Genomic DNA, 13,749 nt, shown 5'->3' with positions numbered 1-13,749 from the left:
CTGACCCGTCGTGTCGGTGATCCGGCTGCGGTGCGCCCGCCGCTGCCGTACGACGGGGGCACGACCGTCGCCGAGGAGGTACGCGATGACCCGTCAGCGGGAGACCGTCGAGGTCGATCCGGTCCTGTTCCGAGCCGTGTACGACTCGCCCGCCGCGCTGCCCGGGCGGCACCGGTGGGTCACTCCGGAACACGACGTGCGCCGGATCGAGAAGCTGCTCGGGATGCCGCAGGCGAGCATCGGGGCGCCGCTCTGGGTCAGCGGCGACGAGCCGGACTGTCCGAAGTGCGGCCGCCGGCAGACCTGGTTGGACATCGTCTCCTCGGCGCTGAAGGGCGTGCACGACAAGGCGATGATCGCCACCGTCATTCTCGGCGACCGCAAGTACGTCAACACCGAGGTGCCGGACGGCATCGCCGGGGTGCACTGCGTCGACTGCCACACCCCGATCGAGGGGCTACGCAGCTTCAAGTGCCACAACTGGGCGTACGCCTTCGAGGCGCTGGAGGCGGTGCGGGAGCGGATGGCGAACGGGGTCAGCCGGCCAGTTCCCTGACGTGGCGCAGCCCGGGGTGGCCGTCGAGCAGCACCTCACCGACCGGCGTGAAACCGGCCCGGCGCAGCACCGTCAGCGAGCCGGCGTTGTCCAGCGTCGCCGAGGCGGTCAGCCGAACCAGCCCGTACGCGTCGCGGGCCAGGTCGCAGACCTGCCGTACGCCGGCGGTCGCCCGGCCGCGCCCGGCGGCCCGTTCGGCGACCCGGTAGCCCAGGTCGGCCGCACCGTCGGCCACGTCGACCAGGTTGAACCGGCCCAGCACCTCGCCGTCGTCGTCGACCAGGAGGTGGAAGTGGCAGCGGCCGGTCTCCTGCTCGGCGAGCAGCGCCGCGTGCCGGGCGTCGAATTGCGCGAAGTAGTCGTCGCCCCGGTCCGGCACGCTGCGGGCGAAGTACGCCCGGTTCTCTCGCTCGAAGGCGAGCAGCGCGGGAGCGTGATCGGGCGTCAGGCGCTGGAGTTCGGGCACCCGCGCCACCCTAGCCGGCTGAGCGGCGCGCGGGACGCCGGCCGGCCGGGGAGGGCGGCTCGGGGCCCGGGTCCGGCACCGGCGGCATGGGCCGGGTCACCGCCGTCTGACCGGTGACGGTCACCGGCTCCCCGGCGTGCCGGAGCGTGACCTCGACCTCCGGGGCGGCGTCGGGCAGCTCGTAGCGGGCCTCGTCCCGGGTGAGGGTGACCCGCAGCCGCTGCCCGCGCCAGCGCAGGCCGAAGGCCAGCCGGTCGAGCCGGGCCGGCAGCCGGGGTCGAAGGACAACTCGCCCCGCTGGTCGCGCAGCCCACCGAACCCCTCCACCACCGCCGTCCAGGCGCCGGCCAGCGCGGCTAGGTGCAGCCCGTCGCTGGTCTTGTCCCCCAGGTCCGCCAGGTCGTGCAGCGCCGCCTCGGCGAACAGGTCGTACGCCAGGTCCAGGTGCCCGATCTCGGCGGCGAGCACCGCCTGCGAGGCGGCGGAGAGCGACGAGTCGCGGACGGTCCGGGCCTGGTAGTAGGCGAAGTTGCGTCGCTTCTCCTCGGCGGTGAACTCGCCCGGGCAGCGCTGCATGGCCAGCACCAGGTCGGCCTGCTTGACCACCTGCTTGCGGTAGAGCTCCAGGTAGGGGAAATGCAGCAGGAGCGGGTAGTCGTCCTCGGTCATCGCGGCGAAGTCCCACTCGGGCTGCTCCGTGAAACCGGCCGCCTGCTGGTGCACGCCCCGCTTGCGGTCGTACGGGAGGTGGACCGCGTCGGCGGCGGCCCGCCAGCCGGCGATCTCGGCCGGGCTGACGCCCAGTTCCTCGGCGCGTCCGGGGTGCCGTTCGGCGGCGTCGGCGGCGCCGAGCAGGTTGCGCCGGGCCATCACGTTGGTGAAGAGGTTGTCGTCGACCAGGGCGGCGTACTCGTCCGGGCCGGTGACGCCGGTGAGGTGGAAGGCGCCCTCGTCCGACCAGTACCCGAAGCCGTGCCAGAGCCGGGCCGTGGCGACCAGCAGCTCCAGCCCGACCCCGGCGAGCAGGTCGTCGTCCCCGGTGGCCGCGACGTAGCGCAGCACCGCGTCGGCGATGTCGGCGTTGACGTGCAGGGCGGCGGTGCCGGCGGGCCAGTAGCCGGAGCACTCCCGGCCGCTGATGGTCCGCCACGGGAAGGTCGCGCCGGGCAGCCGCAGCTCGGCGGCGCGCTCCCGGGCCTCGGGCAGGTGGGCGTGCCGCCAGCGCAGCGCCGATTGGGTCACCTCCGGCGCCAGGTACGTCAGCACCGGCAGCACGTAGCCCTCGGTGTCCCAGAGGACGTGTCCGTCGTAGCCGTTGCCGGTCAGCCCCTTCGCCGCAATGGTCCGGTCGCCCTCGGCCCGGCCGGCCTGGAGCAGGTGGAAGACGGCGAACCGGATGGCCTGCTGGAGCTCGGGGTCGCCGTCGAGTTCCACGTCGCCGGTCTGCCAGTGCCCGTCGAGGGCGGCCCGCTGGTCGGCCAGAAGGGCGTCGAAGCCGTACTCCCGGGCGGCATCGGCCTCGGCGACGACCAGGTCGGCCAGAAGGGCGTCGAAGCCGTACTCCCGGGCGGCATCGGCCTCGGCGACGACCAGGTCGGCCAGTTCGTTCGCCGCCATGCCGTCGACCGGGGTGCACTCGTGCGCGTCGTACTTGGTGATCCGCAGCCGCTGGCCGGGGCGCAGCCGGCCCTCGACGCACATCCGGAGGCGGTCGGCGGTGCAGTCGTCGGAGGTGGCGAAGCCCTCCGGTATCTCGGACTCGTGGGTGACCGCGACCGCGACCCGCTCGGCGCTGCGGTCGGTGCGGTGCACCAGCACGCCGGAGCCGCCGTCGCAGCGGTGGGCCTCGGAGTTCAGCGGGTCGCGGATCGCCGAGGCGGCCCGGGGGTCGTCGGGGCGCTCCGGCACCCGCTCGTTGGCCTGCACGTCCGAGCAGAGCCGGAGCTCGACCGGCGCGTCGCCCAGCGGCTCGACCTCGTAGCGGACGGCGGCGATCGGATGCCGGGGCAGCGACACCAGCCGGGTGCTGCGGACGCGGACCCCGTGCCCGCCCGGCGAGATCCACTCGGTGTCCCGGCGCACCACGCCGGCGCGCAGGTCGAGCACCCGCTCGTGGGCGCGCAGCGTCCCGGTGCGCAGGTCCAGCGCGTCGCCGCCCACCCAGAGCCGGATCAGGGCGGCGTTGGGCGCGCTGACCACGGTGTCGCTGCGCTCCGGGAAGGCGTACCCCTCCTCCGGGTAGCTGAGTTCGCGCTGCTCGTGGAAGCCGTTGAGGTAGCTGCCGGGCATCCCGTACGGCTCGCCCTCGTCCAGCGTGCCGCGCCAGCCCACCCAGCCGTTGCTGAGCGCGAAGACCGACTCGGTCTCGCCCAGCCGGTCGCTGTCGGCCGCGGTACGCCGCACCAGCCAGTTCTCGTCACTACGCACGGAACTCCCGTTACCCGTGGTCGGCGGCCACCCAATCCGCCCGGGGCTGTGAACTCGCTGAGACGAAGGTCAGGGTCAAACCCTCACCATCGCACGGTGCCGGCCGCCTCCGTGATTCGTACCGTCTGCCCAAGGTAAACGGGGTATGAACATTTGGTGAGGTGAGGCATGGTACAGACCGGCACGACGGACGTTCCCGACATCAGCGTGGAGTGGTACCGGGAGATCACCGAGGTAGCTGACTCCGCCCCGACGCCGGTGCAGTGGTTCGCGGTGCACTTCACCGAGGCGGCGATCCTGCTGCTCGGCGCGCTGTTCCTGTTCGCCGCCGCGCCCCGGCTGCTGCGCGGAAAGCCGTGGGACCGGGCGGTCGCGCTGGTCGCGCCCGTCACCGTGGTCCTCGCGTACGCGTGCAGCGAGGCGCTGAAGACGGTCTTCGACGAGGCACGGCCCTGCCGGGCAGCCGCGACCGTGGTGGCCGGGCACTGCCCGCCGGTCGGCGACTGGTCCTTCCCGAGCAACCACGCCACCATCGCCGGCGCGCTCGCTGCGGCCACCCTGCTGCTCTCCCGCCGGCTCGGGCTGGTCGCCGCGCCGCTGGCGCTGTTGGCCGCGCTCTCCCGCGTCTTCGTCGGCGTGCACTACCCGCACGACGTGGCCGCCGGCCTGTTCCTCGGCGCCCTGGTGACGCTGGCCGGCACGCCGCTGATCGCCCGCCCCGTCGCCGACCTGCTGGCCCGCCACACCACCCACCCGGACCGACTCCCCGCCACCGCCGATCACCCCTGACCCCACCCGGCCGCCCGCACCACCACCCCGTCGACGGGGTGGGTGGGTCAGGTGGGGAGGAGGAGGGCGGTGCAGGTGCCGAGGATCAGGAAGGGGCCGAAGGGGAGGTGGCTCGACCAGCTGACCCGGCGGGCCAGCAGCAGCGCGAGGCTGACCACCGCCGAGAGGGCGAAGGTGAGCAGCAGCCCGGCGACCAGCACCGGCCAGCCGTACCAGCCGAGCAACATGCCCATGCTCAGCGCCAGTTTCGCGTCGCCGAGGCCGAAGCCGCGCCGGCCGAGCAGCAGCGTGGTGGCGGCGAAGGCCAGCCCCAGGGCGGCCCCGGCGGTCAGGGCACGCAGCCACGGGCCGGGCCCGGGGCCGGTCAGCGCGGCCACCGCGAGCAGCGCGGCCGTGCCTGCCGCGGCCGGCCAGGTGAGCCGGTCGGGCAGCCGGTGCACGGCCAGGTCCACCAGCGCCAGCGGCGCCGCCCAGCCGAGCCACCAGGCGAGCGCGGCCCGCTCGGCGAGGGTCGCCTCGGTGAGGACCAGCACCGCCAGGGCCGCGACGGCCGCCAGTTCGACGCTGCCCGGCGGCGCGCCGATCCGGGCCGCGCACGCCGGACACCGGGCCGCCGGGCCGAGCCCCGGGCGCCCGATCCCGATCGGCGCGCCGCAGTCGTCGCAGCCCACCCGCGCCGGCGACCCCAACGGTACGGCGTACCGGGCGACGGCGAGCCGGAGCACCGGGGTCACGGCCAGGGCGGCGAAGACACGTACGGAGAGTGATTTCCAGCCCCGGCCCGGGTGATGATCCACCGCCGGCAGTGGTGGTGGATAGCTTGCGTCGCCCGGGCGGTCGAATTCGCGGGAATCCCCTCTCGTAGCTTTTTCGACGAGGGGACGGATCGGGCGAGACGCATCGACAGGTGCCATATCTTCCGGCCCGACTGCCGGATCGGCGGGCGGGCCCGGCCGACCGTCGGCACCCGTCCCCCGACCGGGTGCGGCGACCCGTCCCGGCGTTCCGGACTCGCCCTCGGCCACGCCTGACCACCTCCACTCATCACCCACCGTGTTCGAATGAATTGCCTCTGTTGCATCGGCGGACGTGAGCCTATGCTCGCCCCTTGGGTACGGCGCAACCCCCGCCAACAGCGTCGGAGGCCACTCGAGACATCAGGTTCCACCATTTCGTAGAACATCCGCACAGGTAAATGCGACAGCGGTAAATCGAGGTCCGGACGGCATCATCCGGGCGCGCTGGCGCATGCCCGGAGGCCACCGGAGACGGGCCGCCGGGTGGCACCGAGGAGGGCACGGCGTTGCGTACACGGCATCCCCGCCGATGGACAACCTGCCTGGTCATCGCCACGGTGGTCGGGTCGACCGCCGGCTGCGGCGGCGGGTCGGAGACGGCCGCCGGGCCCGCCGCCCGCAAGGCCACCGCCGAGCCCCGGCATTCGGCCGAGGAGGAACGGGCCGCGGAGCAGGCCGCGCTGGCCGCCTATTCCGGGTACCTCACCGCGTCCCGGGAGGCGAGCCGCGACAGCGACCCCCGCCACCCCGCGCTCACCCGTTTCCTGGCCGATCCGCTGCTCACCCGGGTCCGGGTGGCGATCGGCCAGGCCCGGACGCACGGCGCGATCCGCACCGGCACGTTGCGCTCCGACCCCACGGTCACCTCGGTCAGCCTGGACGCCGTCCCGCCGACCGTGGAGATCCAGGACTGCCTGGACGCCACCGGCTACCGGCTGGTGTACGCCAAGGACCGGCGGGTGGTGCCCGGCTCGGGCGGTGGCCGACACCTCGCCACCGCGACCGCCACCCGGTACCCGGACGGCCGCTGGCTGATCAACTCCGGCGCCGCCTACGAGGACCAGCCGTGCTGACCTGGGGAGGAGGGTGCGTCCCGGCCCGCGGACCCCGGGCCGGGACGCCCCGGCGGCTGCTCGCCGCAACGCTGCTGGCCCTGCTGGTCGCGCTCGCCGCGCCGGTCCCGGCGGCCGCCGAGGGGCCGGGGCCGCAGTGCCCGCCCGGGCAGAACGACTGCAGCATCTGGGACGACGACCCGGGCACCCCCGGCGACCCGGGCGGCGGCGGGGACACCGGCGGCGATCCGGGCGGCGGCGCCGCCCCGAAGTGCCAGTGGAACGGCAAGCCGCTGCCCTGCTACAACCAGTTCCTCGGCTGGTTCAACAACGCCGACGGCTGCTACTACAAGCTGGCCGAGCCGCAGCCCGAGGCCCCCGACGGCACCAAGTGGTACGTCCGCACCTGCAACGGCGGCGACCTCGGCAGCCAGACGGTGGTGCTGCTGGACACCCCGCCACCCGGGTTCGGCACGCCGCCCGACCCGGAGGAACTGGCCCGGCGGGTCCTGGCGTCGATCTCGCTGCTGCCGCCCCGGATCGCGGTGGCGCCCCGCCGCAACACCGGCCCCGGCCTGGTCGGCCTGCCGGTCTGGATGTGGGCCAGCCCGGGCCGGAACTACTTCGGCCCGATCCACGCCGGGGACGAGGACCGCGGCCTGCGGGTGGACATCACCGCCAAGGTCGACCGGATCGTCTGGACCATGGGCAACGGCGTCAAGGTCACCTGCGCCGACGAGGGCACCCCGTACGACCCGCAGGGGCCCCGCGCCGGGAAGACCTCACCGGACTGCGGCTACGACTCCGGCTACCCGAAGGCCGGCACCTACCGGGTCAGCGCCACCACGTACTGGTCGGTGACCTGGCGCGGCGGCGGTGAGAGCGGCGTGATCGCCCAGACCCGGACCAGCGGGACGACTCCGATCGAGATCGACGAGCTTCAGGTGGTTACCCGATGAGCCTGGTCACCCGCAACGGCATCCCGGCCGACGCGCCGGTCGCCCCGCCGAAGGTGCTCCGCCAGCGCCGGACCCGCCCCGGCCTGCTGGGGCTGGCGGTGCTGCTGATCGCGTTGGGCGGCCTCGGCGCGGCCTTCGCGGTCACCTCGGTCCGGGCCACCGGCAGCTACCTGGCGGTGGCCCGCCCGGTCGAGGTCGGCCGGCAGCTCAGCGCCGACGACCTGGTCAGCGTGCAGGTCTCCGGCGGGGCCGGGCTCTCCCCGGTGCCGGCCGGCAAGCTCGACGAGGTGGTCGGGAAGCGGGCGGCGGTGTCGCTCACCCCCGGCACGCTGCTGACCATGGGGCAGCTCACCGACGCCCCACTGCTCGGCGAGGGGCAGCAGCAGATCGCGCTCGGGTTGAAGCAGAGCCAGGTCCCCGCCCGCAAGCTCCATCCCGGCGACAAGGTGCTGCTGGTCAGCACCCCCGCCGACAACGACGACAGCCAGGCACCGGGCACCCGGTTCACCGGCACGGTGATCGACACGGCCACCCCGGAGAACGACGACGTGGTGGTCTACGTGGCGCTGCCCGTGCGGGACGTGCCGGCCGTGGTCGTGCTGGCCGCCCAGGAGCGGATCGCCCTGGTGCTGGTCGAGGCGGCCTGACCATGGCGATCATCGCGCTGGTCTCGGCGAAGGGGTCGCCCGGGGTCACCACCACCGCGCTGGCCTGCGCGCTGAGCTGGCACCGGCGGCTGGTGCTGGCCGAGTGCGACCCGGCCGGCGGCACCATCCTCGCCGGCTACCTCGGCGGCGCGCTGGACGGGCCCCGGGGCATCGGCGAACTGGCCGTCGGCGAGCTGCGCGACGGCAACCTGGAGACCGCCTTCTGGTCGCAGCTGGTCGACCTGGACGCGCCGTGCCGGGAACGGCTGCTGCTGCCGGGCGTGGTCGACCCGGCCCAGGCGGGCAGCATCAGCCCGCTCTGGCAGCGGTTCGCCGACTTCTTCGGCAGCCTGGACAAGGGCCAGCCGCAGTACGACGTGATCGTCGACTGTGGGCGGCTCCAGGTGGCCGGTCCACCGTGGCCGGTGCTGCGGGCCGCGGCGGTGGTGCTGCTGGTCACCCGGGCGCAGCTGCCCGATCTCTCCGCCACCCGGTCGATGATCCGGGCGATCGAACGGGACTTCACCGAGCACCGGGTGCCCCCGGGCACGCTGCGGCTGCTGGTGGTCGGCGACGGGCACGGCAAGGGCGAGATCAGCAAGGCGCTGCGGGTGCCGGTGATCGCCACCCTGCCGGCGGACCCGCGTACCGCCGAGGTGCTCAGCCTGGGCGGCACCGTACGCGCCGGGCGGCCGTTGATGCGCGCGGCCGGCGCGCTCGAGGTGCCGGTCCGGGCGCTGCTGGACCGCCGCCGGGCCCGGCTGGCCTGGCCCGCCGCCCAGGAGGTGCCGGATGTGGTGTGAGCGGCCCGGGGAGGCACGTCATGCGGTTTGAGCCGGTCTCCCACGACCCGCGCCAGCAGCCGGGGGCGACCTCGACGATGCCGCCGCTGCCCCCGGTGAACGGCCGGCGCCACCAGCCGGCGCCGCCCGTCGCGCCACCCACGCCCACCCCGCCGCCACGACTGCGGGTGGACTTCGCGGTGGTCCGCGAGCTGCGCCGGGAGTTGAGCGAACGGCTCACCCAGTGGCAGCGCGGCCGGGAGTTCGACGCGAACGCCGAGGAGGTCGAGCGGGCCCGGCTCGCGGTCGCCGTGGTCTCCGGGTACGCCGACTCGGTGCGCCGGGCCGGCACCCCGATGGCCGCCGACGAGGAGCGGATCCTGCTCGACCAGGTCACCGCCGAACTGGTCGGGCTGGGCCGGCTCCAGACGCTGCTGGTCGACGACACCATCGAGGAGGTGCACATCCTCGGCTGCGACCAGGTGCGCATCACCCGGCACGGCGGGGGCGTCGACTGGGTCGAGCCGATCGCCGACAGCGACGACGAGCTGGTGGAGATCCTCCAGGCGGCGGCCCGCCGGGCCGGCGCGACCGAGCGGTCCCTGTCGACGTCCAAGCCGACGCTCGACCTGCAACTGCCCGACGGCAGCCGCCTCGCGGCGGTGTTCCTGGTCAGCCACCGCCCCTACGCGGTGATCCGCAAGCACAACACGCTGGACGTCAGCCTGGAGGAGATCGCCGGCTCCCGCCCCGACCTGGACGAGATGATCGACCCGCTGCTGCGCGACTTCCTGCGGGCGTCCATGCGGGCCGGGCTCAACATCATGGTCGCCGGGCTGGCCGGAGCGGGTAAGACCACGGTCATCCGGGCGCTGATGGACGAGATCCCGCCCGACGAGCCGTACGTGCTGCTGGAGGAGAGCCGGGAGCTGCTGCCGGCCCGCCGGGGTCGCAAGCACCGGGCGGTGATGAGCTTTGAATCCCGCGAGGGGCACGGCGAGCGCGGGATGGACGGGCGGCCGGCGGGCGAGGTGAGCATCGCCGACCTGATCCCGGTGTCGCTGCGGATGGGCGTGCTGCGGATCATCGTCGGCGAGGTCCGGTCCCGGGAGATCGTGCCGATGCTCCAGGCGATGACCACCAGCCGCGGCTCGATGTGCACCATCCACGCCCGTACCCCGGCCGGGGTGAGCGAGCGGATCATCGAGCTGGCGCTGGCCCACGGCCGGGAGATGACGGTCGACCAGGCCCGCCGGATGGCCGGCAACGCCCTCGACCTGATCGTCTACGTGACCGTCGAGGACGAGACCGCGATCGGCGGGCGCAAGCACCGGTTCGTCTCCCACGTGGAGGAGGTGATCGGGGTCGGCGAGGGCAACCGGATCGTCACCACCAGCGTCTTCGGCCCCGGCCCGGACGGCCGGGCCGTCCCCCGCCACCTGCCGGAACGCATCCGCGACCAGTTGCTGCGGGTCGGCTACGACGCCCGGCTGCTGACCCGCTTCATCGAGGCCGGCACCGGCGCCTGGCGCCGCCCGCGGCACAGCCGACTGGGCCCGGCGGTGCGCCGGTGAGCGCGGGCGTCGGCGCGGGGATGGACGGGCGCGCTCCGGCGAGCGCGAGGAGTGCGCCGGGGTCGCGAGCCCCGCAGGCGCGAACGGAGCCGGTCCGGTGAGCGCGAGGAGTGCGCCGGGGCCGCGCGCCCCGCAGTCGCGAACGGAGCCGGTCCGGTGACCAACATCGAGCTGATCGCCGTCGTCTCCGGGGCGGCCTGCGTCGCCGGCCTGGTGCTGGCCGTGGTCGCGCTGGTCGGCACCCGCGCGCCCGCCCGTTCGGCGCCGGGGGCCCGGCGCGGGCTGCGCCGGCTCTGGCTGGGCTCGGGCGCGGGCCGCCGCGCGCAGCGGACGCACCAGGTCCGGCTGGCCGTGGCGGTGGCGGCGGGCGCGCTGGCCTTCCTGCTCACCGGGCTGCCGGTGGTGGGGCTGATCGTGACGGTGGCCGTGCCGGGGGTGCCCTGGCTGTTCTCGGTGGGCCGGGCAGAGGAACGGGCGATCGCCCGGATCGAGGCGGTCGGCGAGTGGACCCGCCGGCTGAAGGACGTCTCCGCCACCGGGCAGGGCCTCCAGCAGGCGATCATCGGCACCATCGCCACCGTCCCCGAGGAGATCCAGGAGGAGGTACGGCTGCTCGCCGCCCGCCTCCAGGCCGGCTGGACGGCCCGTACCGCGCTGCTCGCCTTCGCCGACGAGATCGGCGACCCGGTCTGCGACCAGGTGGTGGCCGCGCTGATCCTGCACCTGACCGACCGGGGCGAACGCCTCGGTGACGTGCTCGGGTCGATCGCCTCGGCCGCCGCCGCCGAGGTGGGCACCCGCCGCGAGGTGGAGGCCAAGCGCACCCAGCCCCGGTTCGCGGTCCGCTTCCTCACCGGGATGACCTTGGCCGTGCTGGCGTACGGGCTGCTGAACACCGAGTACGTCCGCCCGTACGGCACGGTGTTCGGGCAGCTGGTGATGGCGGTGCTCAGCGCGACCTTCGTCGGGCTGCTGGTCTGGGTGCGGTCGATGAGCCAGCCCCCGCCGCCGGCCCGCTTCCTCCCCGCCCCCGACCCGGAGGAGGCGATCGCGTGATCGTCAACTGGCAGCTCGCGATCGCCGTGCTCGGCGGGGCGACGGTGGGGCTGGGCCTGTTCCTGGCGGTCCGGGAGGCGTTGCCAGCCGCCCCGGCGCTCGGCCCCGCGCTGCGCCGGCTGCACCAGCCACCGGGCACGGTCGCCCCGAGCCGGGGCCTGGACTGGTTGGGCGGGTTCTCCCGCTGGCTCAGCCCGCCGCACCGGCAGCTCGCGCTGATCGACAAGACCCCTGAGCAGTACGCCCTGTCGGTGCTGGTCTCCGCGCTGATCGGGCTGGCCACCCCGACCGTGCTGGGGGCGGTGCTCTTCCTCGGCGGGGTACGCCTGCCGGTGGTCGTACCGGTGCTGGGCAGCATCGGGATGGCGCTGGTCTGCGGGCTGCTCGCCCACCGCGCGGTGCTGGCGCGGGCGGACGCGGCGCGCGACGAGTTCCGCGCGGCCGTCTGCACCTACCTCGACCTGGTGGCGCTGCAACTGTCGGCGGCGCACGGCCCGGTGCAGTCGCTGGAACGGGCGGCGGCGGTGTGCGACGGCTGGGTCTTCGACCGGATCCGCGAGTCGCTGCGGATCGCGCAGATGCAGATGCACTCGCCCTGGGACGAGCTCCAGGAACTGGCCGAGCGGATCGGCATCCCGGAGCTGGGCGACGTCGGGGCGATCATGCGCTCCTCCGGCAGCGAGGGCGCGCAGGTCCACGAGACCCTGCGCAGTCGTGCCGACTCGCTGCGGGACCAGATCCGCACCGACAACCTGGCCCGCGCCGAGGGGGTGACCAGCCGGCTGGACATCCCCGGTTCGCTGCTGGTCTTCGTCCTGCTCGGTTTCATGCTCTACCCGTTCGTGGCCCGCCTGTAGGTCCCCACCCCGACAAGGAGCACGCCATGCAACTGATCGCCTACCTGCACGTCACGCTGGCCGCACGGTTGGCGGAGCTGCGCCGCGAGGGGGACCGGGGTGACAGCCCGGTGCCGACCGCGGTGATCATCTTCGGGCTGGTCGCGGCGGCGATCGCGGTCACCGGTCTGGTGATGACGCGGGCCACCGACTGGATGGACAGCGTCCCCACCGCGCCGTGACCCCTCCGACGAGCTGGCCGGACGCACCCCGGAGCGGCCGGGCGGCCCCGACCGGCCGGCCCCGGGGCGTGTCCGGCCGTCCTCACCCCGGGCCGACGACCCGGGCCGCGCGCGCGGTCCCGGCCGACGACACCGCCCGGTCCGGCCACCCGACTGGGTCCGGCCGCGCCGCACAGCCGGACCAGGCAACCCGGCCCGAGCGGGCCGCCCGGAACGGCGGGGCCGGTCGGGCCGTACCGGTCGCCGTGCGTGGCGTGGTGCGGGCCGCGCGGCGACGGCTCGCCGTCGGGGGTACGGACCGGGGCGCGAACCCGGTCGAGCTGGCCGTCGTCATGCCGGCAGTGCTGGTGCTGCTCTTCGCCTCGGTCCAGGTGGCCGCGTGGTTCGTCGCCCGGTCCACCGCGCTGAACGCCGCGCAGAGCGGGGTGAACGCGCAGCGGGTGCTCCAGGCGCCGGCCGGGGCGGGCGAGGCGCGGGCCACCCGGTTCCTCGGCGCGGCCGGTGACTGGCTCGTCGGCTGGGACAGCCCGGGGCCGACCTGCGTCACCGGGGCCACCGAGGTCACCTGCACCGTCACCGGCCGGTCCCTGTCGGTCATCCCGGGCGTCAGCTTCCGGGTCCGGCAGACCGCGCACGGCACCGTCGAGCGCTGGACGAACCCGTGAGCGCCGTCGCGGACGGCCGCGCCCGGGGCTCGGTCTCCATCGAGGTGGCCGTGCTCGCCCCGGCTTTCATCGCGCTGATCGTGCTGGCCGGGGTGACCGGGCGTACCGCGATCGCCGACGAGGCGGTGGAGGCGGCCGCGCACGACGCCGCCCGGGCCGCCTCGATCTCCCGGGACGCCGGCACCGCCCGCGACGCGGCCCGCGACGCCGCTCGCCGCCAGCTCGACTGGCGACGCCTGAACTGCGCCGGCGCGCCCCGGATGACCTTCAGCGGCTCGGTACGTGGCCGGTCGACCAGCTTCGACGCGGCGTACCGCAGCCCGGCCGGGCAGCCGGCGAGCGTGACCGTCTCGGTGACCTGCGTGGTGTCCCACCGCGACCTGCGGCTGCCGGCGCTGCCCGGGATACCGCTGCGGACCACCGCCTCGGCGACCTTCACCTCCCCGCTGGACCGCTACCGGAGCCGGGGATGACCCCCCGTCGGGCCGGCCGCGACGAGGGACGGGTCAGCCTGTTCCTGGCCGTCACGATGACCGGCGTGCTCGCGGTCATCGGCGTCGCCTACGACGGCGCCGGTCAGCTCCGCTCGCTGCAACGCGCCGACGACCTCGCCGCCGAGGCGGCCCGCAGCGGCGGCCAGGCCGTCGACCGGGCCCGCGCGATCGAGGGCGGCCCGAAGGAGATCGACGAGGGCGACGCGCGGGCGGCCGTCCGCGACTACCTCTCGGCGGCGGGCGCGACCGGGCACTCGGTGAGCTTCCCCGTGGTCGACGGCGAGAAGCAGATCCGGGTACGCGTCACCGTCACCTACCGCCGGCACATGCTCGGCCTCTTCGGCATGGACGACACCGTCACCGTCTCGGGTGAGGCCACCGCGCGGGCGCTCACCGGGGCACCGTAG

Annotated in this window: 15 protein-coding genes and 1 pseudogene; 13 read left to right on the top strand and 3 right to left on the bottom strand. The window is 74.8% G+C overall.

Annotated elements, in window-relative coordinates; all coding sequences use genetic code 11:
* The first annotated feature begins 85 nt into the window (after nucleotides 1-85).
* On the top strand, nucleotides 86-556 hold the full coding sequence (locus ACTWM8_RS01390) for a hypothetical protein (protein WP_446212193.1): 471 nt from the start codon (nucleotides 86-88) through the stop codon (nucleotides 554-556).
* Here ACTWM8_RS01390 and ACTWM8_RS01385 read toward each other — a convergent pair.
* Together ACTWM8_RS01385 and ACTWM8_RS01380 are read right to left on the bottom strand one after the other, a co-directional pair.
* Nucleotides 537-1,022 (bottom strand): GNAT family N-acetyltransferase, encoded by a 486-nt coding sequence (locus tag ACTWM8_RS01385; protein WP_446212192.1) that lies wholly within the window; start codon nucleotides 1,020-1,022, stop codon nucleotides 537-539. The two genes, ACTWM8_RS01390 and ACTWM8_RS01385, sit on opposite strands and share 20 nt — an antisense overlap.
* A gap of 10 nt (nucleotides 1,023-1,032) precedes the next feature.
* Nucleotides 1,033-3,449, bottom strand: a pseudogene (locus ACTWM8_RS01380) (glycoside hydrolase family 65 protein).
* Between the two features lie 168 nt (nucleotides 3,450-3,617).
* Between ACTWM8_RS01380 and ACTWM8_RS01375 the strand changes: the two are divergent.
* Entirely contained in the window at nucleotides 3,618-4,238 is a 621-nt protein-coding gene (locus ACTWM8_RS01375) for a phosphatase PAP2 family protein (RefSeq protein WP_446212191.1), read from the top strand.
* 47 nt (nucleotides 4,239-4,285) lie between these two features.
* Here the strand turns inward: ACTWM8_RS01375 and ACTWM8_RS01370 are convergent, their stop codons facing one another.
* A complete protein-coding gene (locus ACTWM8_RS01370) occupies nucleotides 4,286-5,035 on the bottom strand; it encodes a prepilin peptidase (protein WP_446212190.1) in 750 nt (249 codons plus the stop codon).
* A 506-nt stretch (nucleotides 5,036-5,541) separates the two neighbouring features.
* Here ACTWM8_RS01370 and ACTWM8_RS01365 point away from each other — a divergent pair.
* The 11 genes from ACTWM8_RS01365 (at nucleotide 5,542) to ACTWM8_RS01315 (ending at nucleotide 13,749) form a co-directional block, all read left to right on the top strand.
* A complete protein-coding gene (locus ACTWM8_RS01365) occupies nucleotides 5,542-6,108 on the top strand; it encodes a hypothetical protein (RefSeq protein ID WP_446212189.1) in 567 nt (188 codons plus the stop codon).
* Complete coding sequence (locus tag ACTWM8_RS01360) at nucleotides 6,102-7,046, top strand: hypothetical protein (RefSeq protein ID WP_446212188.1); 945 nt, start codon at nucleotides 6,102-6,104, stop codon at nucleotides 7,044-7,046. Before ACTWM8_RS01365 ends, ACTWM8_RS01360 begins: the two co-directional genes overlap by 7 nt.
* Entirely contained in the window at nucleotides 7,043-7,693 is a 651-nt protein-coding gene (locus ACTWM8_RS01355) for an SAF domain-containing protein (RefSeq protein WP_446212187.1), read from the top strand. Before ACTWM8_RS01360 ends, ACTWM8_RS01355 begins: the two co-directional genes overlap by 4 nt.
* A 2-nt stretch (nucleotides 7,694-7,695) precedes the next feature.
* The gene (locus tag ACTWM8_RS01350) at nucleotides 7,696-8,496 is read left to right on the top strand and encodes an AAA family ATPase (protein ID WP_446212186.1); all 801 of its coding nucleotides are present in this window, start codon (nucleotides 7,696-7,698) and stop codon (nucleotides 8,494-8,496) included.
* A gap of 20 nt (nucleotides 8,497-8,516) precedes the next feature.
* Nucleotides 8,517-10,049: a CpaF family protein gene (locus ACTWM8_RS01345; RefSeq protein WP_446212185.1), complete on the top strand. Its 1,533-nt coding sequence runs from the start codon at nucleotides 8,517-8,519 to the stop codon at nucleotides 10,047-10,049.
* A 156-nt stretch (nucleotides 10,050-10,205) separates the two neighbouring features.
* Nucleotides 10,206-11,105: a type II secretion system F family protein gene (locus tag ACTWM8_RS01340; protein WP_446212184.1), complete on the top strand. Its 900-nt coding sequence runs from the start codon at nucleotides 10,206-10,208 to the stop codon at nucleotides 11,103-11,105.
* Nucleotides 11,105-11,962, top strand: a complete 858-nt coding sequence (locus ACTWM8_RS01335; RefSeq protein ID WP_446214437.1) for a type II secretion system F family protein — start codon at nucleotides 11,105-11,107, stop codon at nucleotides 11,960-11,962. The genes ACTWM8_RS01340 and ACTWM8_RS01335 overlap by 1 nt, the downstream gene beginning before the upstream one ends.
* 26 nt (nucleotides 11,963-11,988) lie before the next feature.
* Nucleotides 11,989-12,183 (top strand): hypothetical protein, encoded by a 195-nt coding sequence (locus ACTWM8_RS01330; protein WP_179802641.1) that lies wholly within the window; start codon nucleotides 11,989-11,991, stop codon nucleotides 12,181-12,183.
* Nucleotides 12,184-12,428: 245 nt separating this feature from the next.
* Nucleotides 12,429-12,848: a TadE/TadG family type IV pilus assembly protein gene (locus ACTWM8_RS01325; protein ID WP_446212183.1), complete on the top strand. Its 420-nt coding sequence runs from the start codon at nucleotides 12,429-12,431 to the stop codon at nucleotides 12,846-12,848.
* Nucleotides 12,845-13,321 (top strand): TadE/TadG family type IV pilus assembly protein, encoded by a 477-nt coding sequence (locus tag ACTWM8_RS01320; protein ID WP_446212182.1) that lies wholly within the window; start codon nucleotides 12,845-12,847, stop codon nucleotides 13,319-13,321. The genes ACTWM8_RS01325 and ACTWM8_RS01320 overlap by 4 nt, the downstream gene beginning before the upstream one ends.
* Nucleotides 13,318-13,749 carry a hypothetical protein gene (locus ACTWM8_RS01315; RefSeq protein WP_446212181.1) on the top strand — a complete coding sequence of 144 codons (432 nt, stop codon included), beginning with the start codon at nucleotides 13,318-13,320 and terminating at the stop codon, nucleotides 13,747-13,749. Before ACTWM8_RS01320 ends, ACTWM8_RS01315 begins: the two co-directional genes overlap by 4 nt.

Source organism: Micromonospora sp. IBSANI012, from assembly GCF_052814045.1.
Note: the sequence above shows the minus strand (reverse complement) of the source record. Positions and strands in the feature narration are given on the sequence as shown.

What these genes read in the sequence shown, in the direction of transcription:
- ACTWM8_RS01390 (WP_446212193.1), top strand. Translation starts at nt 86, where the DNA reads ATGACCCGTCAGCGGGAGACCGTCGAGGTCGATCCGGTCCTGTTCCGA.
- ACTWM8_RS01375 (WP_446212191.1), top strand. Translation starts at nt 3,618, where the DNA reads ATGGTACAGACCGGCACGACGGACGTTCCCGACATCAGCGTGGAGTGG.
- ACTWM8_RS01355 (WP_446212187.1), top strand. Translation starts at nt 7,043, where the DNA reads ATGAGCCTGGTCACCCGCAACGGCATCCCGGCCGACGCGCCGGTCGCC.
- ACTWM8_RS01350 (WP_446212186.1), top strand. Translation starts at nt 7,696, where the DNA reads ATGGCGATCATCGCGCTGGTCTCGGCGAAGGGGTCGCCCGGGGTCACC.
- ACTWM8_RS01345 (WP_446212185.1), top strand. Translation starts at nt 8,517, where the DNA reads ATGCGGTTTGAGCCGGTCTCCCACGACCCGCGCCAGCAGCCGGGGGCG.
- ACTWM8_RS01330 (WP_179802641.1), top strand. Translation starts at nt 11,989, where the DNA reads ATGCAACTGATCGCCTACCTGCACGTCACGCTGGCCGCACGGTTGGCG.
- ACTWM8_RS01315 (WP_446212181.1), top strand. Translation starts at nt 13,318, where the DNA reads ATGACCCCCCGTCGGGCCGGCCGCGACGAGGGACGGGTCAGCCTGTTC.